The sequence below is a fragment of the Flavobacterium cutihirudinis genome (assembly GCF_003385895.1).
GTDB lineage: Bacteria > Bacteroidota > Bacteroidia > Flavobacteriales > Flavobacteriaceae > Flavobacterium > Flavobacterium cutihirudinis.
On the sequence record NZ_QRDQ01000013.1, the window covers coordinates 85,868 to 111,596 of the forward strand.

Genomic DNA, 25,729 nt, shown 5'->3' on the forward strand with positions numbered 1-25,729 from the left:
AACGAAAACAAAATGAAAAATAAATTCAAGTTACTGTTTACTGCTTTTGTTTGTGCGAGTTCACTTTCTGTGAATGCGCAAGGTGATTTCAGCATGAAAGCAGATAAAACAGAAGAAGAAGGTTATGTTTGGACGAAAGATCCACAGGTAAAAGCCAACCTTGACAAATGGCAAGGTTACAAATTTGGTGTATTAATTCACATGGGGCTTTACTCGCAGTTAGGAACTGTTGAATCCTGGGGATTGGCGCCTGAGGATTGGGTAACCAGAGATGGCTACGACGATTATTACAAATATGCTACTGATTACAGAAATACAAAATACAAATTGAACCCTACGAATCTAAATTCTGAAAAGTGGGCCAAAATGTTCAAAAATGCCGGAGCAAAATACATGATTTTTACTTCAAAACATCATGACGGATTTTGTATGTATGATTCAAAATATACCGATTTTAAAATCACAAATCCGGAATTGCCTTATGCTAAAAATCCAAAAGCAGATGTTTTAAAAGATGTTTTGGATGCTTCGCGAAAAGAAGGATTGGCTGTCGGAGTATATTTCTCAAAACCGGACTGGACAACTGAAAATTTCTGGTGGTCGTATTATCCTCCAAAAGACAGAAACCCGACTTATGACATCAAAAAGTTTCCGGAACGTTGGAAAAGCTACGTTCAATACACACAAAACCAGTTAAATGAATTAACTACCAATTACGGAAAAGTAGATATTCTTTGGCTTGACGGATGTTGGGTTCGACCACTTTCTACAATCAATAAAAAAGTAGAAGAATTTTGTAAATATCCTTATGACATGGATATTGATATGAAATTGGTTTCTGAAACTGCCCGCAAAAAACAACCTGGAATGCTTGTAGTAGACCGTTGGGTTCCTAGTGAATATGAAAACTATTTAACTCCAGAGCAAAAAACACCTGAAAAACCTTTATCAGTGCCTTGGGAAAGCTGTATAACGCTTGGTGGAGCCTGGGGATGGGTACCAAACGATCATTATAAATCATCAAAAGAAGTAGTTCAGTTGATGACAAGCATTGTGGTAAAAGGCGGTAACTTATTATTAGGCGTTGGACCAGATGCTAAAGGTGAATTTGATCCTAAAATCGAAACCACTTTAGCCAACGTTGGAAAATGGCTTGCAGTAAATGGTGAAGCGATTTACGACACTAAACCTGTTGCGCCTTACTTAGATGGAAAAGTCGGTTATACTCAAAAAGCAAATGCCGTTTACGGAATTTATATGCCTGCAAAAGACGAAAAAGAATTGCCTTCAGAAATTACTATCAAAACAAACTTAAAAAACCCAAAAGTTATTTTATTGGCTAACAAACAAAAACTAACCAGCAAGAAAACAGAAGGTGGAATTATCGTTAGTATTCCGCAAAATCTTAGAACTTCTTTAGCAAGTGCAGAAGCAGTTGTTCTGAAAGTAAATTAAAGAGTATTGATTAATGAATCAAAAATAAAAAAATGAAAAAACAGTTATTAACGCTTATTGGTTGTTTTGCTTTTGTATCGATGAGCGCTCAAAAAGTAGGTCCTCCGGCGCCTTACGGAGCTTTACCAACCGAAGCACATTTGCAGTGGCAGGAATTAGAACAATATGTATTAGTTCATTTTACTCCAACAACTTTTCAAAATAAAGAATGGGGATATGGAGATGCTGATCCTAAGATTTTCAATCCTTCAAAATTTGATGCAAGCCAAATTGTAAATGCAGCCAAAGCAGGAGGTTTTAAAGGGGTAATTGTTGTAGCAAAACACCACGACGGATTCTGTTTATGGCCAACAAAAACTACAGATTATAATATCAGTAAAAGCCCTTTCCGCAACGGAAAAGGCGATATGGTCAAAGAATTTGAAGTTGCTGCACGAAATGCAGGAATGAAATTTGGCCTTTATTGCTCGCCTTGGGACAGAAATAATGAATATTATGGAACGCCTGAATATGTAACAAAATTCCGCGAGCAATTAACCGAATTGTATACCAATTACGGAAAATTATTTATCACTTGGTTTGATGGCGCCAACGGTGGCGACGGTTACTACGGTGGAAAAAAAGAAAAAAGAAATATTGACCGCACAACTTATTATGGTTGGGATACAACTTGGGGAATTTCAAAAAAATTACAACCGGGAGCTGTTATATTTGCAGACAATGGTGATGTACGCTGGGTAGGAAATGAACAAGGTTTTGCAGCAGAAACTTCATGGGCTACTTTTACACCAGAACCAACTGCTGGAAAATTAGTTGCTGCACCTGGCGAAACCAACTCGGATAAAGCGCCGGAAGGAACAAGAAATGGAAAATACTGGAAACCTGCAGAATGTGATGTTCCGCTTAGAAATGGCTGGTTTTATCATACTAATGAAGACAATCATGTAAAATCGGTTTCGGAGTTGTTTGAGATTTACTTAAAATCTGTTGGAAGAGGTGCTTGTCTGGATTTAGGAATTTCACCTAATACTGATGGTTTACTGCATCCAAATGACGTAAAAGCATTGAAAGATTTTGGCGATTTTCTAAAGAAATTATATTCTGATAATCTTGCCAATTCTGCTGTGATTAAAGCATCAGAAATTCGCGGTGATAATGAAATATTCTTTGGAACCAAAAATCTTACTGACAATGATCGTTATTCGTATTGGGCTACCAATGATGATGTCAAAAAAGCGTCATTAACTTTAGAATGGAAAAAAGAACAAACCTTCAATATCATTCGTTTAAGAGAAAACATCAAACTTGGACAACGTATTGAGAAAGTTGAATTTGATGCTTTTATCAACGGAAAATGGAAAAAAGTAGCAACAACTACAAGTATTGGCGCAAATCGTTTGGTACGATTACCAAATTACATCACTACCTCAAAATTAAGAATCCGTATTGAAGAATCTCCTGTTTGTATTGCTTTAAGTGATGTTGGCGTTTTTAAAGAACCGGAACAAGTATCGCTTCCAAAAATTAAAAGAGATAAAACCGGAATGGTTTCTATTACAACCGAATCGGCTGTAAACCAAATTCGTTACACAACAGACGGAACTGAACCAACCGCGCAATCTCCTGTTTATGAGACTGCATTTTTATTTTTAAATTCAGGCGATATTAAAGCAAAATCATTTGACACTAATCTGAAAGCTGGAGAAACAGCTATTCAGTCGTTGAATGTTTTCAAAAAAGATTGGAAAATAGTAACTGCTTCTTTTGAAGACAATGATAAAGCAGTTGCTATAAATGCAATAGACGAAAATCCTGATACAGTTTGGAGCACTGCTGACAATACTTCGGCGACAGGATTACCTCAATCAATTGTTCTTGATATGGGGCAGGAATTGAAAGTTTCGGTATTATCGTATTTGCCTCGAAGAAACGGAACAGGCGGAATTGTGAAAAATTACGAATGGCAAATCAGTACCGATAATGTTACGTGGACAACTGTTGCAGAAGGTGAATTTGCTAATATAAAAAGCAATCCTGTTGAACAGAATATCACTTTGAAAGCTTCGGCGAAAGCCAGATATATCAAATTTATAGGTAAAACCAGTGTTGATGGAACTTATATTTCCATTGCAGAATTGGGAGTAAAAACAGTAGAATAATATTGCTCTTAAAGCTATAAGAAAGAGATTGTCTCAATTGCAAGCTTCAGAGAAGCGAAATATTTATAGCAAAAGAATATTGGTTACAACATAAAGCTCCTGAGGAGCAACATATTTTTTCTACAGTATTAAATATGTTGCTCCTCAGGAGCTTTTTTATTTGTCTTGTTGTAATTCTATAAATAGTTCACCCCGCTGGGGTTTATGATAAATTTCATAAATATTCCTTCCAACAAAAAAGCTGTCCTTTTGGGACAGCCTCTTTTTGTTTTATTCCTGAATCACTTTTAATGTTGTTCCATTTACAAAATCATCATGCGTAATAAAGAAACTGTTTATACTTTTTCCGTTAAGCTGAATGTCTTTGATTTTTCCACCAGTAATACTTTCTCGCTCAATTACAATGTTCTCTTTCTTGTAATATTTTGGATCCAGCTGAATCGTTATTTTATCAAACATCGGCGCTGTAATCGTATAAAGTGGATCTCCAGGCGATATTGGATAGAATCCCATCATTGAATACACCAACCACGCAGACATTGTTCCTGTATCATCATTTCCTGGAAGTCCTTTTGGTAAATTTTTGAAATGTTCTCTCACCAATTTTCTTACCATTTCCTGACTCTTATATTCCTCTCCTTTTACGTAATTGAATAAATAAGGATAAGCAATATCTGGCTCATTTGCCATATCAAACTGATTGATGTCAAAAACTTTTTGCAATTGCTCAGAAAAAGGTTTCTCACCGCCCATTAATTTCATTAACCCTTTGATGTCATGCGGAACCATAAAAGCATATTGCCACGCATTTCCTTCGATGAAACCAACATTTTCCTGAAAATTTGCTCCGGCTATGGGATCAAAAGGCTCGTACCATTTTCCGTTAGGTAATCTTGGTCGAAGCAATTTTAAATCCTTATCAAATAATTTTTGATACGATAATGATCGTTTGCTAAAACGCTTAAAATCTTCTTTTTCTCCTAAAGCTTTCGCTAAAAGTGAAATCGCATAATCTGAAGTATTATATTCTTCCGTTGTAGAAACTGGCCCGGAATAATTTGTAGACAAATATCCTTTTTCGATATATTCTTTAAGTCCCGGACGCAACGGATTATCTTCAATCTGATCAGCACCTTTCAGCATCGCGTGATACGCCTTATAAATATCAAAATCCTGAATTCCTTTTAAGCAGGCATCAACAATAACGATACTTGCCGGATCTCCAACCATGGTAAATGTTTCAGTCGAATTTAATTCCCATTTTGGCAGCCAGCCGTTTTCGTCATACATTTCCAACATGCTTTTTATCATATCAGATTGTTGCTTAGGGTATACTAAAGACATTAACGGATGTACATTTCTGTACGTATCCCAAAGTGAAAACACGGTGTAACGCGTGCCCAAAGTTCTTCCGATCTTTCTTCTTTTTATTTCCGGAAATTCGCCGTTAAAATCGTTTAAAGTATTTGGATGAATTAAAGTATGATATAACGCTGTGTAAAAAATAACTTTATCTTGATAAGAACCACCCTCGACCATAATTTTCGAAAGTTCTTTGTTCCATTCGTCATATGTTTCTTTGTAGATCGTATCAAATGGCTTATCTGCAGTTTCTTTTTCTAAATTGTCACGAGCATTTTCGATACTCACATACGAAACTCCAATTTTAACCTCAACCGTTTCTTTCTTATCAAACTGATACGAAAAATATGTTCCGATACTATCTCCAACAACCGTTTTGATACTATTCTTCATTATTCTCGTTTTCCCGTTGTAGCCCATCCATTGTGCTTCTACACCATCGTATTTTGGTGTTTTTTTCCAAACGCCGTAATTGGTAGCCGGCTTTGAAAATTTTGCTACAAAATAAACCGGATACGCATCTTCAGGACTGTTGTAGCAAAATGATCCCACAGAACGCATTCCTTCAATTTCTGTTGAAGAAACGACTTTTACCATCGCGCCTTCTTCATTGGTTAATCCTAAACCAAGATTAAGCAAAATATTAGCCTGCCCTTTCGGGAAAGTGAATCTGCTTACGCCTACTCTTTTTGATGCTGTAAATTCGCCTTTGACTTTATACTTGTCAATATCCAAGCCGTAATAAGCTGTTTTAGCAACTTCATTCGAATACGTTGATCCGTATTTTAAATGATTTGTTTCTACAGTTCCTGTGGTTGGCATTAACAAAATAACACCTAATTCTGGGCAGCCAACCCCGCTCAAATTAACATGACTGAATCCTGTCAAAAATTTATTTTCGTTTACGTAAGGATTAGACAACCACTGACTGTCTTTTTCTAAAGGTGTATTTTTAGATCCGGCAACATTAAACGGACTAATGCTCGCCATACCGCGTGGCGCAATTGGTCCCGGAAATGCAGCTCCATAATTCGATGTCCCAATTAATGGATTTACATATTCTGCCGGTTCCTGTTTTGGCGGTTCCTGGGCAAAAATTGTTAAACTAAAAAACAGCATGCTCATAAAACATGCTGCTTCTATAATTCTCTTTTTTCTCAACATAATACTATTTGTTAATCGCTTCGATCTTTAAAGTCCAAGCTTCTTTTGAAGGAAGGTTGTTTCGCAGACTTTCCGGAATTTGAACCTTAAATCCCTGCGCTTCTTTCGTCCATTTTAAAGAAGTTTTTGAACCCAACATCGTAATTTTGGTTCCTTTTTTCGGACTAATAGATTTTACAATTACCTCTGCAGGAATTTTGTCTTCTCCGTCTTTAGCCAGATAGAACAAAAATACGTTTTCTTCTTTATTTTGCGTCATACAAATGTTATCTTCTTTATAAGGCGCAATTGGTTTTGTATTATAAATTGCTGTACTGTTTACTTTCATCCAATCTCCATAAGCTGCTAATAAATCGTAAGCGCCTTGTTGCCACTCTCCTTCCGGACTTGGAGCGATGTTCAATAATAAGTTTCCGCCTTTTGCTACTACATCAATTAACATATGAATACCTTGTCTTCCAGTCATATATTTCGCATCCGGAGTGTACGACCAGCCGCCACCTGAAGTAATACAAGATTCCCAAGGATAAGGCAATGTTTTTTCAGGAACTCTGTTTTCCGGAGTTAAATAATTTTGATTTTTACCGTGAACCGCTCTGTCTACAACTATCAATCCCGGTTGTTTCTGGCGTGCTTTTACCACCAATTCATCCATTTTAGGATCCTGATCTACAATTCTATGTTTAATAAAACCGTTTTTAGATTCGTTTTCTGCAAATTTCTCCGCATAATTTTCTTTGATGTTTTGCAAATCTCTCTTTTTAACCCATCCTCCATCTAACCACAAAATATCAACTTTGCCATAATTAGTCAGGATTTCCAAAATCTGATTGTGTGTAAAATCAACATACTTCTGCCATTTTTCAGGATATAATGACGGATCGTAATTCACGTTTCTGTCAAATGGAGGAAAATATGGATCCCAATAGTTTTCGTTATGCCAGTCCGGCTTAGAGAAATAAGCTCCTGTTGAGATATTTTCGTTTCTGAAAGCATTAAAAACTTCTTTTAAAATATCCGCTTTTGGATTTGTACTAAAAGGACAATCTTTGTCTGTCACTTTATAATCCGTGTATTTTGTATCAAACATCGAAAATCCGTCATGGTGTTTTGTGGTAAAAACCATGTATTTCATTCCGGCAGCTTTTGCCGCTTTTGCCCATTTCGTCGGATCGAATTTTGTAGGGTTGAATGTTTTCTTCAATCCTTCATACTCTTTTACATATTCAGTATAATTGTTTGGATTGCTTCCTTTTTTGCGTTCGCACCAGCCGTAATCTTCCGGACAAATCGACCAGGATTCTACAATTCCCCATTGGCTGTACGTTCCCCAGTGCATTAATAATCCAAATTTTTTCCCTTGCCATTGTTCTAAATTTTTCAAAACTGCAGGATCTGTTTCCGGTACGTAGCGCTCATCTTCATAAATGGCCTGCGAAAACAATTGCACAGAAAATAATAATGCTAAAATGAATATTCCTTTTTTCATATTATAACTTTTATATTTCTTAATTCACTAAAATTTCATCCACAAACAACCAAGAGCTTTCTCCTCTTGGACTTTTTTTCAAATTTGCTCCAATTACTTTTACGTATCTGGCGTTTTGTTTTTGAAAATTGATTTTAAAATCTTTCAATTCAGAAACTGGATTTGCCGCATAAGCACGTGATATTTTTCCAACTTCTTTATAATTAATACCATCATTAGAAATCAGTACTTTTATTTGTATCGGAAAAAATACTCCTGCACCCTGGCTTTCTAAGGTTCCAACAATAACTTGCTCAATACTTTGAGGTTTTTCAAAATCAATAACCAATTCCATATCATTAACAAGCCACGCTTGCCATTGTCCGTCATGGAAATTTTTAGATCCGCGAATTGTATTTACCATCGTAAAAGGTCCATCTCCTGTATAACTTTTATTGTAAGGCGTCAGATAATTTACTTTGTGTGCAACCGCTTTATGGAATACAATTGTATCGGTGAATGTTTTTCCTATTGGTTTATCGTCTTGAAAAAGAGACGCTTTTAAAATTGTAGTTTCTTTAAACTGAATTGGGGTTGTATATTTTTCAGCATTTTGACCAATCGCATTATTCCCTAAAACATAACGAATATCCGGATTTGGAAATTCATTTTTCAGCGTCACATTAATTTGTTTTTTCTCTAAATCGGCGCTTGAAGAAGCGGTAACCAAATAAGCACTTTTAGCATAATTGATTCCCAAATAATCATAACGTTTGAATACCGAAGTTAATCGTGTAGTAAAATCATTCCAATTACGGTTTTCTTTCGTGCTCCATAAAACCTCAGATAAAGCAGCTAATCTTGGGAAAATCATATATTCAGAATCCTTTGGTCCCGGAAGAAATTCAGCCCATAAATTTGCCTGTGCGCCCAAAACATGTTTTGCTTCTGCTTCTGACATCGTTGAAACAACAGGATCAAATTCGTACACTTTATTTAACGGATTATAAGCATCAAAAGCCAAAGGCTCTTCGTTTTGTGGCCCTTGGTAAAAATTAAAATAACAAGGAGATTCCGGAGTCATGATAACGTCATGTCCTTGTGCAGCAGCTTCAGTTCCTCCTTTTGTTCCTCTCCAGCTCATTACTGTCGCTTCCGGAGCTAATCCGCCTTCCAGAATTTCATCCCATCCAATTAGTTTTTTGCCTTTAGAATTGATGTATTTTTCCATTCTTTTTACAAAATAACTTTGCAGTTCATGAACATTTTTCAAATTATGATCTTTCATCCTTTTTTGGCAATGCGGACATTTTTCCCAATTGGTTTTTGTCGCTTCATCGCCTCCAATATGGATGTATTTTGAAGGGAAAATAGTAATTACCTCATCGATTACATTCTGAAGAAATTCAAATGTTGATTCTTTTCCTGCGCAATAAATATCTGTAATTGGCCATAATCCGCCGGAAGGCACACCAATACGCTGATCAAAACAAGCTAATTCCGGATATGCTGCGATAGCACTGCTTACGTGCGCCGGCATTTCTATTTCTGGAATTATTTCTACATTTTTTGCAGCAGCATATTTTACGATTTCTTTTAATTCTTCCTGCGTTAAAAATCCGCCGTAAGTTCCTTTTTCATCTGGATTTGTAACCAATCTCGCATTCCATGCTAAATGTTCCTGATCGACTCTCCAGGCTCCAACTTCGGTTAATTTTGGATATTTTTTGATTTCAATTCTCCAGCCCTGATCATCTACTAAATGCAAATGCAAAACGTTCATTTTGTGCATTGCCAAACGATCGATTGTAGATAAAATATAGTTTTTATCGAAGAAATGACGTGATAAATCCAACATCAATCCTCTGTATTGAAAACGTGGTTCGTCTGTAATCGCAACGTTTGGAATCTGCCATTTTGCTGATGTAATGGCATATTTGCTTTCAATTGCAACTGGAAGCAATTGTCGAATAGTTTCTAAACCGTAAATAAAACCGGCATTTCCGTTTGCCGTAATTGTAATGATATTATTGCTTACATCAAGTTTGTAAGCTTCTCTATGAAATGTTGCATCGGTTTTAAACTGAACAAAGTTGCTCTTCGGTGCTTTCGCTCCAAGAACAGGACGCCAGCCCGCTGCGGTTTCGAATTTGCTTATCAATGCATTCGAAATGTCCTTCTGAAAATCGGTAGTTGCAACAAAAACGGTATTTTTTGAAAACTCAAAAGATCCCGGCTGAAGCATCAATTGATTTGGTTTCGGTATAATCTGAATATCTTTTTCAGTAAAAATCTTCTGACTATAACCCGAACTTAAAACGGTTAAGAAGATTAAGAGGAATAAAGATTTTAATTTTCTCATAATTATTATTTTAAAGATGGTGTTATTTTAAATTGATACTGATAATTTTTGTCTTGCAAAAGATACTGTTTCATTGGCCATGCCTGCCAGCTGTCAATACCTCCAACGCCCATTTGTTTATAATCGATTTTTAAGCTTGTTAAATCTCTTTCTTTCAATTCGGCAGCGTGTCTTTGTTCTTTTTCTAAGCCATCATCTAAATCTTCGTTTAAATAATGTAATGCTGTAATCGATAATAAACTATCTGATGTAACGGTCAATTTCAGTTTATCTCCTGATAATTCCAAAAATCTAACGTCGGTTTTATTTCCTGTTTCCTGCGGACGGATATACGGATAATATTGCTCAGAAACCGTTTGATTATAAAGTCCGACTTGCGAACTGTAATTTCTGTCGATATAATTCTCGTGCGGACCTTTTCCGTAATACGTCATATTGCTAAAATCTTTCGGAACAATTATTTCCATACCAAATCTTGGCAACATTGGTTGTTCTTTGGTTTTATCGATATTCAGCGCTTCTTTTACACTCAATTCTCCGTTGCTGTTCAGCTCATAATTTAGTTCTAAAGTAGCAGCAACCTGAGGCAAACAATACGTTGCTTTTACCAGAATCTTGTTGTCTTTCGTAGCCGAAAATGTCCAGTTTACCAACGTTGGATTTTCTGTTGCTTCTTTCCATGCCACCAATGTTTTCTGGAAATTTGCGCCAAAATCATTATCATTTGGTGCTCTCCATAAATTTGGACGCAACTGATAACCTTCTTTTATAATTGGCAAATTACGGAATGAATATCCGTTTATAAAACCTGTTTTTTTATCAAACGCAATTTCGGCATTTTCACTTTTAAAAACCGTACTATTTGCTTTTTTCTCAACTGTTATTTTGCCTTCGCCAACAATTTTAATATCGTTTTTCCATTCACCTTTATATGCTAATTGCTCCGTTGCAATTTCAAAGCCTTTTGGTAAAAGTGGTTCAGCATCTTTTAATGTATACGTAATATTTACAAATGCTTCCTGAAACTTTTTGTCTCCTAACTTAATTGGCAAAGCATAGGTTTTCGATTGATTTGCTTTAATATCTAAATTATCGATAACGCCTGTTGCTTCTGTCTTTCCATCCAAAATCAATTTCCATTGCAGTTTTACATTGCTTAAATCTTTAAATGAAAATTCATTGTAAACTTTAATAGTAGCCGTTTCTTTATTTTCCCAAGAAGTCAAAATATTTTGCAACACATTTCGCATTTCAAGTGCATGCGGATTTGGTTTTCTTTCTACCGTGAATACGCCGTTGTTTACAAAGTTATTGTCGCTTTTGACATCTTTTGGTCCAAAATCGCCTCCATATGCCAAAACTGTAATTCCGTTTGGCAATTTTTTATAAACCGATTGATCCACCATATCCCAAATAAAACCGCCCTGAAAGTTTGGATATTTTCTAATAACGTCCCAATAATCTTTGAAATTCCCCATAGAATTTCCCATCGCGTGCGCATATTCACATTGAATATAAGGTCGCGACGGATTTGGATTTGCCAAAATATATTCTTCCATTTTATCCGGAGAACTGTACATTGGATCAATAATATCCGAATCCCATTCAAATTTCAACCCTTTTCCATCCCAAGCTCCCGCAGTTGCTCTTTCGTACTGAATTGGTCTTGATTTATCACGGTTTTTAATCCATAAATAACCACGGTAAAAATTATAACCATTTCCGGCTTCGTTACCCATACTCCAAATAATAATCGAAGCATGATTTTTATCGCGTTCAACCATACGCTGCATACGCTGTAAATGCGCCAATTCCCAATCTGGTTTATTGGCTAACGTTTTGGTAATATCATAACCCATTCCGTGCGATTCTATATTGGCTTCATCGACAACATAAATTCCATATTTATCACATAATTCATAAAAATATTCATCATTTGGATAATGCGACATTCTCACCGCATTGATATTAAACTCTTTCATAACTTTAATATCCTGCTCCATTCGTTCTCTTGAAATCGTTTGTCCCGTAACTGGATCAGTCTCATGACGGTTTACTCCTTTTATGTAAATCGCTTTTCCGTTTACTAAAAGTTGACCGTTTTTAATCTCCACTTTTCTAAATCCGATATTGTGGTTAATTACTTCGATTACGTTTCCTTTTTTATCTTTCAGAAGAAAACTAACCTGATATAAATTAGGAATTTCGGCACTCCATTTTTTAGGATTATTTACTGCGAAATCAAAATTCAACCTTTTTGAATCGCCTGAAAGAACCGCTTTTTTTGAGTCAATAACCTGACCGTTATCTTTCAATTGTACTTCAAAATTGTAACTTTCTTTTTTGTCTAAATCGGAAAAATCTGTGGTAATTTTCAAGGTTCCGTTTACGTAATTTGCATCTAAATCCGGAATAATTTCGAAGTCATTTAAGTGCGCTTTGTTTCGGGCAACGAGGTAAGAATCTCTGGTAATTCCGCTCATACGCCACATATCCTGACATTCCAAATACGAACCGTCGTTCCATTTCATTACTTTTAGAACGATTGAGTTTTTGCCTGTTTTTACATACTTGTTAAGCTTAAATTCCGAAGGCAATTTTCCGTCTTCGCCATAACCCACATACACACCATTTACCCAAACCGTAAGATTTGATTTTGCTGTTCCAATGTGAAGAAAAATATCTTTTCCTTCCCACGATTTATCAATTGTAATTTCTTTTCTGTAAACGCCAGTCGGATTATAATTTGTTGGAACAAACGGCGGATTTGGCGCCATTAAATAATCAAAATCGTATGAAGTATTTACATAAACCGGAAATCCGTAACCATTTACATCCCAGCTTGCAGGAATTTTAAAATTATCCCAGGAATTGTCGTTATAGTCGGTTTTTTCAAAATCCTTTGGAAGGTCATTTGGACTGTCTACATATTTAAATTTCCACGGCCCGTTAATGTCAAGATAATTTTTAGATTCTCTCCAGTTGTTTTTAGCTGCTAAAGCTTCATTTTCAAAAACGAAATAAGAAGCATGCATCGGTTCCCTGTTCTCTTCGTTGATTTTTTCATTTTGCCAAAACGGAACTTTTTCCTGAGCATTGACCGTTAAGACTGAGGCAAATAATAAGGATAATATGGATATTGTTTTTTTCATTCTGTTGTTTTTATTCTCGGCATGCTATTATTTTTTTTAGTCTATAGAAACATAATTCTAAATTAAGCAAAAGCTTTAAAACCTATTTCTCTTACGCAAAGTATACAGCATCCTTATTCGATTTAAAGAAAAAACCGCATTACAGAAATACGGTTTTTCTTTAGCTTCTGAAGGTTATTTCAGGCTTGCTTTTGTTTCTTTTATAGTTTTGAAATTACTTTCTGACAGCGCATTTCCATCAAAGAATGAAACTCCAATAGCACCATTTTCTTTTGCTAATAAAATGGCTTCTTTTAGTTCTTTGTCATTCTTTACTCCCGGAACATAAATTCCAGTATTGATTTTTGTTTTTTTATCTTTTAGATCGGCAACACCTTGTTTTGTAGCGTAACCAACCCAGTCAATTTCTTCATCGTAAAAACTATGGTAAATCATTGGATATACTTGGTCAATATCCCATTTATCCCAACGCTGACGAACCATATGATCTGCCATTTCAGGATAAGGAAAAACCGCCGCAGTCAATTGTTTGTTGTGTTTGTGCGCAATTGCAAAAGCATCGTTAACCACAGCCTGAACCGCATTTAATCTGAAGTTTTTCCACTCCATATCGATCGAAGTATTGTGGCTTTCTTTTGGATTTTTATGGTGTATTTTTTCGAACGCTTTCACACATTCATCACAATAGCAAAAATCAAATTGTGGTAATTCTACATCCTGAACCAAATTGTATTTTGGCAATAAACTAATTGGTAAAAAGATATCCGGGAAACGAATATAATCTAAATGAACACTTTCAATTCCATCCACTTTTGCAAGTTCTTCAACTAAATGCAAAACATGTTCTCTAGATTCTTTTCTGGTCGGACAAAGCCATTGGTAATAATCAACATACGGACGCGTATCAAAACATGATTTCCCTTCTTTGCTTACCTGATACCAATCTGGGTGTTGCAACGCAATCGAATCGCCAGGTCTGTTCATTGCCATAATCCAGGCATGTACTTTTAAACCTTCTTTTGTGGCCAAAGGAACAAGTCTTTTTAAAAGTTTCGGGTCTGTAGAAGTATTGATTAGAACCTCATCGATTCCGCCGTCTTTGTATTTTTTAAATTCTTTTGTATACTCTGCATCTGCTTTTTTGGCGTCGGCGGTGGTCCAGACTGCAAATTTAAAAGTGATTGGTTCTTCTTTTTTAGCACATGAAAAAATACTAAAGGCTAGTAAAAGAAATAATAGTTTTGGTAGTTTCATAGGTGGTTTATTTTGAGATTATTTTGCCGTCCTGCCTTATAATATAAGTTTGGTTTGAAAAAGGACTTTTTATTGTAATATTATATCCCGAAGCATGGTTTTCTAATACCGGTTTCAAAATTTTATTCTCGACTACGATTGGTTCTTTCGTAAGATCTGTAATTGATTTTGCCCATACTTTATGTTTTCCCGCATATTGCTTTTGAGCTCTGTACAAGGTATAAAGTTCCCATTTAACTTTTTCATCCTGCGGAATCACAAAAGTATCTTTTCCTTCTTTGGAAGAAAAATAAACATAGCCCCATTTTTCAGGTTCGTGCATGTTGATGACGCCCATTGGTGACCAAACCCAATTGTATTCGGGCAGGAATCTTCCATCAGCATCTTTCTTTCTTTCGTAAGTTCCGTTTTTGATGGAATGTTGCCAATTTACTCTCGAAAAATTCACTCTCCAGAATTTATCCACAGGAACAACTTTATCAAAATAGGATGTTCTGTAAGATGCCCAAGGAATTGCCATTTCTAAAACCCAGCCTTCATCAGTATCATTTGGATTATTGATTGTTCCGTTGATTTTCACCGCCGATTTAAGCCCCGGAATATCCCAACCGTTAGCTACCACAATGTCTCCTTCTCGATATGGTTTCGTCAAAAACAAATCCCATGCTGTGTTTAAGGCGTTTATTTCTAATTCGTAATAGTTGTAAGTATCATTATCGGGATCAATAAAAACTTCAAAATCATTATTATAAAAAATAATAGTGTCGCGCTGTTTCAAATTCGCCCAAACATGAGGTTCTTCCATTTTAGCCAGGATATAGAAATTGGTTTCATCCCAAAGCATTTTTACTTTAGTAGCATATTTTGGTTTTACACCGTTTTCAATATCTTCAAAAAGATCTGTCCAGTCTGCTTTGCTCCATGCTCCATCCGTATCTTCTCCATCAATTACAATTGGAGTTGCTATTTTTGACGCCACATATGTTTTAGGTACAATCGTCTTTTTGGATTGCGAATATCCCACAATCGAAACAAATCCTAAAGCAACTGTCAGCCATCTAAATTTAAAACCCATCTCGTACTTATAAACTGTTATCTTTCGTAAACTGAACCACTTCGCTTAATTTTCCAAAAGCAATAGCCACAACTGTATCGGCTGCGCCATAATAAACAGCAAGTTTATCTTCTTTTGTATCGTGCAAAGCAGCACATGGGAAAACGACATTTGGTACATCGCCTACTTGTTCATAAAGTTCTGCAGGTCCTAATAAATAAGGCTGTGTTCTGTATTTTACTTTATCTGGTGAATCAACATCTAAGAGCGCTGCTCCCATTGCATAACGAAATCCGTTGCAAGTATTGATAACACCGTGATAAATCATCAACCAGCCTTCGTTCGTAAGAATTGGAATTGGTCCTGCTCCAATTTTGGTACATTGCCATGCGCTGTCTTCGAAAGGAGTTGGTTTCATGACCAAACGGTGTTCTCCCCAATATTTCATATCTGGACTGTAACTAATCCAAATATCTCCAAAAGGTGTATGTCCGTTATCACTTGGACGACTTAACATGGCATACTTTCCGTTAATTTTTTGTGGAAACAAAACGCCGTTTCTGTTAAAAGGCAAATAAGCATTTTCACATTGAAAAAACTCTTTAAAATCAAAAGTATAACCAATTCCGATTGTTGGTCCGTTGTAACCGTTACACCATGTAATCCAGTAACGATCTTCGATGAAAACAACACGAGGATCATATTTGTAAGCAGACTCGATCATGTCTGTATTTCCGGCTTTCATTTCGATTGGTTCGTGATTGATTTCCCAATCGATTCCGTTTTTACTAAAGCCAGCAAAAATATTCATTTGAACCGCTTTATTATCACATCTGAAAACACCCGCGAAACCATCTCCAAAAGGAACAACAGCACTATTAAAAACACTGTTTGATGATGGGATTGCATATCTTTCTATAATGGGATTTTCAGTATATCTCCACATTACATCATTACTGTTTTCGGGTCTGTCTTGCCAAGGAATAGTGCTCATTTTTATGTTTTTTGTTTATTATTTTAATTCTTTCAACACTAAAAAATAAATGCTGAAATTGTTTCTTTTTTACTTTTTATATGCACAGAAATCACTCTTTCTACTTAGTGCTATTTTCTTTTTTACAGTTTGTCAAAATACAAAACTTTAGCCAATCTGTTTTAATAGTGAAACACATAGAAACATAGTTTTTAAAATTTAAAAAAGTGGTTTCGGTTAGTCCAAAAGTATAGCTATGTGTGGAAAACTTTCTTTTGAATTGTTCTTTTCTAAACATAAAAATCTATGTTTCTATGTGTTTATTTTTTTTCTCAATCTTGTCATTTCGAGGAACGAGAAATCGCACTAGAAATTCTGCAATCTAAATCGTCAGTCTTTGTCGAGTTACGTGTGCGATTTACTTCGTCTGTTCGCTATCGCTCGAGTCTCGTTCCTCGTTCCTCGAAATGACAAACTTTGTCTTAATTTTTCTAATCTTCTATTTTTCGGACTCTGTCCAGCCACGTAAATTTCAGGATAGTGGTCGTTGCCAAAAAGACTATTAATGCTACAATTGCTTTTGGATAATCTTTGATAATAAAGAATATCGGAAGCAAAATCATGCTCGATTGCCATACAATCCCGATTAAACAGTTTAGCATATCTCTGCCAAAATCCTTATTTTTTTCGAAATTATCGTCTTCTGCTTTTAATACTTTATAAACCGGATTCCAGAATCCCCAAGGTCTTACATTCGAATAGAAAGATTTCAGCACTTCCATATCTGTTGGTGCGCTTAAAAAAGTTCCTAAAACACAACCCAATATCGAAAACCCAAAAATTAACGGAAAGAGATAAATGGCTTGTACATGTGATAAGTTATATAGAAATGAACCTTCCGTTAAATTAGCTTGATTCTGGCCTAAAATAAACTGCAATGAAGCTATAATTAATCCGGCGAACATTCCCCAGAAATAACCCCAGCCGTTAAAACGCCACCAAATCCATTTTAGGAAATTGGCTGCCACATAACCACCGTAAAGTGCGCTGGTTATCCATAAAGTCAAAGAGTTGATAGAATCAGCAAAAAAGCCCATAAAAACTCCTAAACCAACAACCAAAAATGAAGAAATCTGACTCACTTTTATGTAATGTGCGTTTGTTGCAACTGGCTTGAAATATTTTTTATAAATATCATTTACGATATAAGCTGGTCCTGCATTTACAAAAGCTGAAAATCCGGACATAAACGCTGCCAATAAACCGGCAAGCAAAAGTCCTTTTATTCCAACAGGAATATATAAATTAACCACTTTTGGCATTAGCAATTCTAAATCAGCTCCGGTTAAACCTGTGTTCGAATTTAGTTCCGGCGCCAGATTTACCAATGCGATTACGACAATTCCGGTAATTAACAAATATCTTGGAATGAACAAAATCAAGTTGGTGAACCCACTCATATAAGCGGCTTCTTTTACCGATTTTGTAGAAAGAATTCTTTGTAAATCGTAACTTGGCGTTGGTCCGGCAACACTTGCAAAAAATCCTTTGAACAAGGTCATTCCTATAAAAGCGCCAAACATTTTGTATCCTTCAGAATCAATTAAATTATTGAATGTCTGAAATTTATCACTCCACTGGGTTTCAAATTGCCATCCAAAGAAAACATTTTTCCATTCTTCGGTAATAACCGAATTGATTTGAATATCTGTATAATTTACAAAAGCGTAGCCTGCAATTAGTGTTCCGGCAGTAATCATTATAAGGTATTGTACAACCTCAGTAGCCACTACAGAAAACATTCCGCCTTTAACAGTATAAATTGTCGTTAAAAATATAATTAGCAAAGCGTAAGAACGCTCTGAAGTCAAGAGTACTAAATCGCCATAATGAAGCGTTAAATCCCATGGAAGAATAATGGTTACAAATTTCCCGATTCCTTCAAAAAAGTAAGCAATAAAACCAATTGTAGAGATGATGGCGAAAATTGCTACAATAATATGAGAGGCTTTTCCGGCTCTGTCGCTTCCAAAACGAGTTAAAATCCATTCGGAACCCGTCATTACTTTCGATTTTCTGATCCAGACGGCGAGGAACATCATCACAAAAATCTGATTCCAAATTGGCCAAAGCCACATAAACATAAAACTTTTTACACCATATAAGAACAGTACTCCAATCATCCATGAAGTTCCCGAAACGTCAAACATTCCGGAGCCGTTACTTAATCCTAAAAAATACCATTTGATCGTTTTTCCACCGAGAAAGTAATCATCTAATCCTTTTGAAGCTTTTCTTGAAATCCAAATTCCAATTCCTACTGATAAAACAATGTAGGCTATGATGATCGCTATGTCAATGATATTCATTAATTTTTATATTTATTTGGTTGGTTAGTTAAATTTTTGGTTGAGTATTTAAAAAAAGCCGCGATTAATAAAGGCCGATTTTTAGTATTCCCGAAACACTAAATGTGAGGAAAAAACAAAGGTTTTGAAGTAGCAAATTCTACATTGATCTTAGAATTCTTAAGAAAAACCTGTTGATGATGCGGTATTGATTTTTGGTAAGCATAATGATAATTTTAAAAAGACTTTTATTATTGTTTGAAATAAATAAGCTGTTAGACAAAAAAAACCTGTTGACTATTGTTTTTATATCTCTTTATTTTACAACTTGCAGTCCGAATGTTATGACGGTCAACAAAGCAAAATGCTTCATAAAACAATAATAATTTAACTTTAAATTTATACAAAATTGATTTTTGCGTAAATTAATTTAGACAAACGACATCTAAACGAAGACCAACATCAAAAAAAGTCACAAAACGTACTATTATTATGAATTTTAATTCCAGCAGATTTTATTCGATTCCTTTGCGCTACCATATTTTTTTCTGGCTTACGTACTTTTTGTTTAATACTTTTCGCTGGGGAATTTACTTTAACGATTACCTCTATTCATTCAAAACCAATTTATTGGGTTTTCCTATTCACATGACCTTATGTTATCTGAATATTTTAATCTTTATGCCTTATTTGGTTTACCGAAAAAAATACCTTTTGTACATACTCGCCGTTCTGTCTTCTATTTTTGTAATGGTGATTTTGAAATTCAATCTTACTTACTTGCTTATCAATCACGACGTTTGGCCAGAAGGTCCTAACAGAATTGATAAACTGACACTTACCTACACGATTGACATGATGATAGGTGAACTCTATGTGATCACATTTGTAACGGCAATCAAGATTACGCTGGATTTTATGAAAGAGCAAAAAAGAGTAACCGATCTCGAAAAATCACAATTGGAAACCGAATTGCTTTTTCTAAAATCTCAAATTTCTCCTCATTTTCTGTTTAACACGCTTAACAACATCTATTCTTTATCTGTCGAAAAATCAAATAAAACACCAAAAATCGTCATTAAACTTTCGGAATTAATGCGCTACATGCTTTATGAAACCAAAAACAAAAGACAGAGTTTAGAAAATGAGATACTTTGCATTCAGAATTATCTCGATTTAGAACGCATACGAAATGATGATCGTCTGGAAATAAATATGGCGATTTCGGGCGATATTCATGATAAAGAAATAGCCCCAATTATACTACTGACTTTTATTGAAAATGCTTTTAAACATGGCGTAAACAAGAACACCGGAAAAGTAGTAATTGACATTAATTTTAAAATAAAAGGGGATTTTCTGCATTTTAGCATCTCAAATCCGCAGCCTGAATTTACGCTTCACGAAGACAATTTTAATAGTTCAAGCGGTATTGGTATCGAAAATGTAAAAAAAAGGTTGGCATTAGGTTACAATAAAAACGAGTATAGTCTTTCTTTTAAAAAGAAAAAGAATATTTTTGTCGTAAAGCTTATAATTAAAGTCACTTAGCACGACTTTTGCTACTTAAAAACCTTGTCTGCTAAATTTTTTTGAGCAAAAAATAAGAATAAAGAAATGAAGATAAATTGTTTGATTATTGATGATGAGCCTTTGGCAATTAATGTTATTAAAAATTATTTGGAACCCCTTGAAGATTTTGAGGTTCTAAATACTTTCAGTAACCCGATTGAAGGCCTGAATTATTTAAAAAACAATAAAGTCGATGTCATTTTTCTGGATATAAATATGCCTGTACTTGATGGTATAAATTTTATAAAAAGTTTAGAAAATCCGCCGTTAGTAATCATTACAAGTGCTTACAGCCAATTTGCGATCGAAACCTATGAACTCGATGTTGTCGACTTTTTGGTTAAACCAATTGAATTTCCAAGATTAATGAAAGCCCTTAATAAGGTTAGCAAACGTCTTGAAACTATAAACAACATCACGCCTGAAAATACAGTAGACAATCCTTTCATTTTTGTCAAAATTGATAAAAAAAGGATGAAGAAGATTTTCCTGAATGAAATCTTAGTTATCGAAAGTCTGAAAGATTATTTAAAAATAAGCACTCTTACAAACAAATACATCATACACAGCACTTTATCTGACTTTACTGATTTGTTGCCGGAAAGAAATTTTTTAAGAATTCATCGTTCTTTTACCATTGCCATTGATAAGATTGATGCTGTAGAAGGAAACAGCATTGAAATTGAAGGTCTAAGATATGTAATTGGAAGATCGTATATGGATCACGTTAAGCAAAGAATTTTAAATTCTTCAACGCAATAAAAATCTGAAAAGCCGATTATAATTCCAAAATTTCAATTTGTGCACCCTCCAAATCTGTCGAAATATACAATTGGCAGGATAAACGAATATTCTCTTGTTCAAATCCCAATTTTGCCAAAGTTGTTGGTTCATTGCGGTCTTTTTTTTGAGAATTCCCTTTGACATCGCTCGCTTTTACAATGCAGGTAGCACATCTGCCAACGCCGCCGCATTCTCCAAAATCTTCCAAAAAAAGTTTGTCTCTCAGTAAAAACATCAAATTTGGATATTCACCAACAAAGGTTTCAATGGTACGAATTTTACCATTTTCTATTGCCGTAAAACTTATTTTCTGCTTCTGCGTATTCAAAACTTTGTTATTTTTCTTTTTGTAAAAAGCTTTTCAAAATTACAGCATGATTGATAATCGGATCTTTTGCTGCATATAACAAAGTTAAAGGTTTCTCTTTTGCAATGTTCTGTAAGCGTTTTACTTCTTCAGTTTTAGTTTTTAATTCTTCCAGATATAATCTTGAAAATTCCTCATAACGTTCTTCTTTGTGAGCAAACCATTTGCGCAATTCCTGCGAAGGCGCAATTTCTTTATTCCATTCGTCAAATTCTAAATCTTCGCTTTTCATTCCACGCGGCCATAAACGATCGATCAAGATTCGATACGTTTCATCGTTTGTTTTGGCGTCGTAAACTCGCTTTAGAATTATATCTTTCATTTTTCCAGTACTGAATAAAATTGATTCAAAAGATTAGAAGCCGAAATTTAATTTCGGCTTCTAATCTAATTCATAAAGATACGAATAGAATATTTTGATATCAAAAGAAAACTCTACGATTAGAAATTCGGCAATTCATCTTTTATACGTTCCCAGAAAACGTCGTTATACAAATAACTTGATCCTAAAATACTTGTTTGCTCCGTTTCATCAACAATAGAAATCGTCAAATCGATATCTCTGCTCTTAAAGTTTTCCTCCAATTTCGTCAAAAACAATTTGTACGATTTAGCAATGTTCCCGCCGATAACCAATAAATCTGCATCGAAATTTATAATATATGGAGACAAAAATGAGGTTAAATTATCTGCAAAATTGTCAAATATTTTGGCTGTGGAATGGTTTTCTAAACCAGCAATTTCTTTTACGCCATCGGTTGCGATTTCCCCGGAAGCATTTTCATATTCTTTTAAAAACCAACGTGTAGAAAAATAATTATCGGCAATGTCATTTTCAAATGGTTTATCCCATAAGCAACCATTATTTGGCACATTTAAACCTTGCGTAATAGGCAGTTTATCATCTAAAAATGTAGCACCAAAACCGGTTCCTAAAGTTATTGCGATTACTTTTTCATGCGCCGAACCTGATATTTGTTTTAATGTACTACCTACACCAAAACAGCTGGCGTCGTTCAAGAATCTAAAATTTACATTTTTGTTTTTGATGTATTTCAAAAGTTCGTCAGAAACCGAAACATTAAACAATGCTTCAAATTTATTGTTGCCTTTAAACATTGCAATTCCCGATTCATACTGAAAAGGTCCAGGCATTGAAAAAGAAATTCCAATCGTCTCATTTTCAGAAATCATTTGATTTTTCTCAATAACATCAATAGTCTCGTTGATGATTTCTGCCCATTTCTGAAGAATTATTTCCTTTGAAGCCATACAATCAACAGGTCCGCAAAAATAAGTATCAGAAACTATTTTAAAACTTTCACTATCAACCGCTGCACTGCTTACGTGACTTCCTCCCACATCTACTCCTATAATTATTGCCATTCTTTTTTTATTTTAATTGTTTAACCGAAACCGATGCCCTGTGTCATAACACAATGTAATTAAAGCATTTCCACATAACTTTTCATTACAAAACATCATTCAAACTTAAACAGAAAGATTCTTATTTGACAATAGTATATTGTCAAATGGCTGTACTAAATAATAGCTTTTAAAGCGCTTATAAACAGTTTTTTTCAAAAAAAAGCGGCTCATCTCTGAACCGCTTTTTCACTAACCAAACCAAATAAATATAACAAGTGACTGTTATTTTTCTTTATAAATCAGATATTGCTTTCTCATTTTTTTAAAAGCTGCAATACCTTCTTTCCAACTATTTCTTATTTCTTCTTCTGATGTTCCCGCTTCAATTTGTTGTTGTAATTTTTCATTTCCGGCGCGAATGGAAAACTTTCTTTTATCGAAAAATTTAGATTTATCCGCAGTTGTTTGATATGCTTTTATTAACCATTTTATTTCGAGTCTGTTTATTCTCGGAATTGCAGATAAATCTTCGCCATTACATTCTATACCTTTATATAAAGGGTCTTTATCTCCAAAATTAGGTCTTGGAGTAAATGCAAAATCGCTTTTTGGCAAATATGGAGAACCATAAATTTGGAATTGCTTTTCGGTGCCACGTCCCATACTTACATTGGTTCCTTCGAAAAGACACAAACTCACATACAGATTAATCGACTGATCGTTAGGCAAATTTGGCGAAGGTCTTACAGGCAAACTATAACTCATTGTTCTGTTATAATTTAAACAAGGCACCACTGTCAATTTGCATTGAACGCCATCTTTTAGCCATTTTTGACCGTTAATCATTTTTGCTTCTTCACCCAAAGTCATTCCGTGAAGTAGCGGTGTAGGATGCATCCCAATTCCACTTTTGAAAGCAATGTCCAAAACCGGTCCATCGACAATCGCAATATTAGGATTTGGGCGGTCTAATACAATCAACGGAATATTATTCTCGGCGCAAGCCTCCATTATTCTATGCATTGTTGAAACATAAGTATACAATCTTGTTCCAACATCCTGCAAATCAAAAATCATGATATCGATGCCTTTCAATTGCTCTGGAGTTGGTTTGTTATTTTTCCCATAAAGGGAAGTTATAGACAAACCTGTTTTCGCATCCACTTCGTCAGAAACGTGTTCGCCAGCATCTGCAGTTCCTCTAAAACCATGTTCCGGTGCAAAAACAGTTTTGATTTTGATGTTTTTTGATGCTAGAAAATCAACCAAATGGGTTTTCTCGTCAATAATTCCGGTTTGGTTGGTTACAATTCCTACGCTTTTACCTTGTATTAAAGGCAAATACGCTGTGTAATTCTCCGCGCCTGTTTTTATTTTCTGTGCAAAAGATACTGTTGTGAGCAGTATGCAAAATATTAGTTTTTTCATACGATTTGTTTTTTTCTTGCCACTGATTAAAGGATTAAAAGGATATATTTTTTATTTCTCTCGCAGATTCTGCAGATTTAGGAGATTTTTTAAATATTCTGATCTGCTAAATCTGCAGAATCTGCGAGAGAAAAATCCTTTCAATGTGTGACTAGCCTTATCTTAATTATTGATTTGCTTCCAGATTTTAGCACTAAAATCATCTTTGTACATTAATCTGTTTGTTCTCGTTGGATTTACGCGATTGGTCAGAATAATTAGAAATCTGTTTGTGTCCGGATTCATGAAGAAAAAAGTTCCTGTAAATCCCGTATGTCCAAAATCATTTGCTTTAAAAAATTCATCTGGTTTTCGTTTGTCGAAACCAAGTCCGCGGTAGATTCCTTCTTTTGTTAGAGGCGAATTCGTGAATTCTTTTACCACTTTTGCTTTCAGGATTTGTTTTCCGTTATACATTCCATTATTTAACAGCATTTGGCAGATAACAGAGATTGATTGTGCATTTGCAAATAAACCCGCATTTCCTGAAACACCGCCAAAAATCGCCGCAGCTTCATCATGAACATAACCATGAATAGTATCTTTTCTGAAAAAATTATCCAATTCCGTTGGCATTACATTTTCAATCGAAGTCCATTTTAACGGATTGTAACCGATTTTTGAGATCCCTAATTCGGTGTAAATTTCTTTTGTCAATTGATCTAATTTCAAACCTGTTTTGGCTTCAATCATTTGTTTCACCAAAAGCAAATTCAGATCACTATAAACATATTTCCCTCTTGTGTTCGTATTTGCTACAGAAATTTGCTCGTAAACTATTTTATAAAATTCCGGATTCAACCACATGTTTTTATAAATCTGAACCCAATTTTCTTTCGGCGTAAAAGAAAGATAATTGGCATCATAAACGATATTCTTGTTTACATACATCGTATCAAACAAATCAGGATAATTATCCGACTTCTCTTTGCTCAACAAAGGCGAACCATCTGGCGTTGAAAGCAGACTTTGATAAAAAGTAATACTCGCTTTTAATCCTGAAGTATGTGTTAATAATTCAAACAATGTCAAATCGGCAATTGGCGTGTTTTTGTAAACCTCAACCACATCGCCTACTTTGTCTTTTAAATCTATTTTGCCTTCACCAACCAAACGCATCGTTACAAGTGTTGCCCCTAAAACTTTAGACATCGAAGCCAAATCGTAAACATCATCTGATTTTACAGGCTGTTTTTTCGAGTAATCGTGAAAACCGTAATTTTTCGAAATTAAAACGGCATCTTTATTCCCTACAATAACTTCAGCTCCGGGAAAAAATCCTTTTTCGAGTGCATTGGTCATCATCGAATCGATGTAAACTTCATTTCGTTTTAGATCAAAAGATTTTTTCTGCGAATAACCATTTATTCCTAAAAAAATCAAGGAAACGATTATAATTTTGTTGACACTATTTTTCATAT

17 protein-coding genes are annotated in these 25,729 nt (G+C 34.9%); 4 read left to right on the forward strand and 13 right to left on the reverse strand.

Annotation, left to right across the window (positions count from 1 at the left end):
• Positions 1-12 precede the first annotated feature (12 nt).
• Both BD847_RS19865 and BD847_RS19870 read left to right on the forward strand, forming a co-directional pair.
• Positions 13-1,455 carry an alpha-L-fucosidase gene (locus BD847_RS19865; RefSeq protein WP_115889990.1) on the forward strand — a complete coding sequence of 481 codons (1,443 nt, stop codon included), beginning with the start codon at positions 13-15 and terminating at the stop codon, positions 1,453-1,455.
• A 32-nt stretch (positions 1,456-1,487) separates the two neighbouring features.
• Complete coding sequence (locus tag BD847_RS19870; protein WP_115889991.1) at positions 1,488-3,614, forward strand: alpha-L-fucosidase; 2,127 nt, start codon at positions 1,488-1,490, stop codon at positions 3,612-3,614.
• 270 nt (positions 3,615-3,884) lie between these two features.
• Here the strand turns inward: BD847_RS19870 and BD847_RS19875 are convergent, their stop codons facing one another.
• From BD847_RS19875 to BD847_RS19910, 8 genes are all read right to left on the reverse strand, one after another.
• Complete coding sequence (locus BD847_RS19875) at positions 3,885-6,140, reverse strand: GH92 family glycosyl hydrolase (protein ID WP_115889992.1); 2,256 nt, start codon at positions 6,138-6,140, stop codon at positions 3,885-3,887.
• A gap of 4 nt (positions 6,141-6,144) precedes the next feature.
• On the reverse strand, positions 6,145-7,629 hold the full coding sequence (locus BD847_RS19880; protein ID WP_115889993.1) for an alpha-L-fucosidase: 1,485 nt from the start codon (positions 7,627-7,629) through the stop codon (positions 6,145-6,147).
• 19 nt (positions 7,630-7,648) lie between these two features.
• The gene (locus BD847_RS19885; protein ID WP_115889994.1) at positions 7,649-9,970 is read right to left on the reverse strand and encodes a glycoside hydrolase family 20 protein; all 2,322 of its coding nucleotides are present in this window, start codon (positions 9,968-9,970) and stop codon (positions 7,649-7,651) included.
• 5 nt (positions 9,971-9,975) lie between these two features.
• Positions 9,976-13,122, reverse strand: coding sequence for a glycoside hydrolase family 2 TIM barrel-domain containing protein (locus tag BD847_RS19890; RefSeq protein ID WP_115889995.1), 3,147 nt, complete (start codon positions 13,120-13,122; stop codon positions 9,976-9,978).
• A gap of 174 nt (positions 13,123-13,296) precedes the next feature.
• Positions 13,297-14,376: a putative glycoside hydrolase gene (locus BD847_RS19895; RefSeq protein ID WP_115889996.1), complete on the reverse strand. Its 1,080-nt coding sequence runs from the start codon at positions 14,374-14,376 to the stop codon at positions 13,297-13,299.
• Positions 14,377-14,383: 7 nt separating this feature from the next.
• Positions 14,384-15,451, reverse strand: a complete 1,068-nt coding sequence (locus tag BD847_RS19900; protein ID WP_115889997.1) for a carbohydrate-binding family 9-like protein — start codon at positions 15,449-15,451, stop codon at positions 14,384-14,386.
• Between the two features lie 7 nt (positions 15,452-15,458).
• Entirely contained in the window at positions 15,459-16,424 is a 966-nt protein-coding gene (locus tag BD847_RS19905; RefSeq protein ID WP_115889998.1) for a glycoside hydrolase family 130 protein, read from the reverse strand.
• Between the two features lie 470 nt (positions 16,425-16,894).
• Entirely contained in the window at positions 16,895-18,772 is a 1,878-nt protein-coding gene (locus tag BD847_RS19910; RefSeq protein WP_115889999.1) for a sodium:solute symporter family protein, read from the reverse strand.
• A gap of 471 nt (positions 18,773-19,243) precedes the next feature.
• Between BD847_RS19910 and BD847_RS19915 the strand changes: the two genes are divergently transcribed.
• Positions 19,244-20,302 carry a sensor histidine kinase gene (locus tag BD847_RS19915; protein WP_115890000.1) on the forward strand — a complete coding sequence of 353 codons (1,059 nt, stop codon included), beginning with the start codon at positions 19,244-19,246 and terminating at the stop codon, positions 20,300-20,302.
• A gap of 66 nt (positions 20,303-20,368) precedes the next feature.
• Positions 20,369-21,085, forward strand: coding sequence for a LytR/AlgR family response regulator transcription factor (locus BD847_RS19920; RefSeq protein WP_115890001.1), 717 nt, complete (start codon positions 20,369-20,371; stop codon positions 21,083-21,085).
• A gap of 16 nt (positions 21,086-21,101) precedes the next feature.
• On the opposite strand, the gene BD847_RS19925 is transcribed toward BD847_RS19920, so the two are convergent.
• The 5 genes from BD847_RS19925 to BD847_RS19945 all read right to left on the reverse strand — a co-directional run bounded on the left by BD847_RS19925 (position 21,102) and on the right by BD847_RS19945 (position 25,727).
• A complete protein-coding gene (locus BD847_RS19925; RefSeq protein ID WP_115890002.1) occupies positions 21,102-21,434 on the reverse strand; it encodes a 2Fe-2S iron-sulfur cluster-binding protein in 333 nt (110 codons plus the stop codon).
• Between the two features lie 7 nt (positions 21,435-21,441).
• Positions 21,442-21,795 (reverse strand): DUF488 domain-containing protein, encoded by a 354-nt coding sequence (locus tag BD847_RS19930; protein WP_115890003.1) that lies wholly within the window; start codon positions 21,793-21,795, stop codon positions 21,442-21,444.
• A gap of 119 nt (positions 21,796-21,914) precedes the next feature.
• Positions 21,915-22,859: an ROK family protein gene (locus tag BD847_RS19935; protein WP_115890004.1), complete on the reverse strand. Its 945-nt coding sequence runs from the start codon at positions 22,857-22,859 to the stop codon at positions 21,915-21,917.
• Positions 22,860-23,123: 264 nt separating this feature from the next.
• Positions 23,124-24,269 (reverse strand): exo-beta-N-acetylmuramidase NamZ family protein, encoded by a 1,146-nt coding sequence (locus BD847_RS19940; protein WP_115890005.1) that lies wholly within the window; start codon positions 24,267-24,269, stop codon positions 23,124-23,126.
• A 162-nt stretch (positions 24,270-24,431) separates the two neighbouring features.
• Positions 24,432-25,727 (reverse strand): serine hydrolase domain-containing protein, encoded by a 1,296-nt coding sequence (locus BD847_RS19945; protein WP_115890006.1) that lies wholly within the window; start codon positions 25,725-25,727, stop codon positions 24,432-24,434.
• Positions 25,728-25,729 lie beyond the last annotated feature (2 nt).

Excerpts from the sequence above, each read along its gene's own strand:
- BD847_RS19865 (WP_115889990.1), top strand. The coding sequence starts at position 13 with ATGAAAAATAAATTCAAGTTACTGTTTACTGCTTTTGTTTGTGCGAGT.
- BD847_RS19870 (WP_115889991.1), top strand. The coding sequence starts at position 1,488 with ATGAAAAAACAGTTATTAACGCTTATTGGTTGTTTTGCTTTTGTATCG.
- BD847_RS19875 (WP_115889992.1), bottom strand. The coding sequence starts at position 6,140 with ATGTTGAGAAAAAAGAGAATTATAGAAGCAGCATGTTTTATGAGCATG.
- BD847_RS19880 (WP_115889993.1), bottom strand. The coding sequence starts at position 7,629 with ATGAAAAAAGGAATATTCATTTTAGCATTATTATTTTCTGTGCAATTG.
- BD847_RS19885 (WP_115889994.1), bottom strand. The coding sequence starts at position 9,970 with ATGAGAAAATTAAAATCTTTATTCCTCTTAATCTTCTTAACCGTTTTA.
- BD847_RS19890 (WP_115889995.1), bottom strand. The coding sequence starts at position 13,122 with ATGAAAAAAACAATATCCATATTATCCTTATTATTTGCCTCAGTCTTA.
- BD847_RS19895 (WP_115889996.1), bottom strand. The coding sequence starts at position 14,376 with ATGAAACTACCAAAACTATTATTTCTTTTACTAGCCTTTAGTATTTTT.
- BD847_RS19900 (WP_115889997.1), bottom strand. The coding sequence starts at position 15,451 with ATGGGTTTTAAATTTAGATGGCTGACAGTTGCTTTAGGATTTGTTTCG.
- BD847_RS19905 (WP_115889998.1), bottom strand. The coding sequence starts at position 16,424 with ATGAGCACTATTCCTTGGCAAGACAGACCCGAAAACAGTAATGATGTA.
- BD847_RS19910 (WP_115889999.1), bottom strand. The coding sequence starts at position 18,772 with ATGAATATCATTGACATAGCGATCATCATAGCCTACATTGTTTTATCA.
- BD847_RS19915 (WP_115890000.1), top strand. The coding sequence starts at position 19,244 with ATGAATTTTAATTCCAGCAGATTTTATTCGATTCCTTTGCGCTACCAT.
- BD847_RS19920 (WP_115890001.1), top strand. The coding sequence starts at position 20,369 with ATGAAGATAAATTGTTTGATTATTGATGATGAGCCTTTGGCAATTAAT.
- BD847_RS19930 (WP_115890003.1), bottom strand. The coding sequence starts at position 21,795 with ATGAAAGATATAATTCTAAAGCGAGTTTACGACGCCAAAACAAACGAT.
- BD847_RS19935 (WP_115890004.1), bottom strand. The coding sequence starts at position 22,859 with ATGGCAATAATTATAGGAGTAGATGTGGGAGGAAGTCACGTAAGCAGT.
- BD847_RS19940 (WP_115890005.1), bottom strand. The coding sequence starts at position 24,269 with ATGAAAAAACTAATATTTTGCATACTGCTCACAACAGTATCTTTTGCA.
- BD847_RS19945 (WP_115890006.1), bottom strand. The coding sequence starts at position 25,727 with ATGAAAAATAGTGTCAACAAAATTATAATCGTTTCCTTGATTTTTTTA.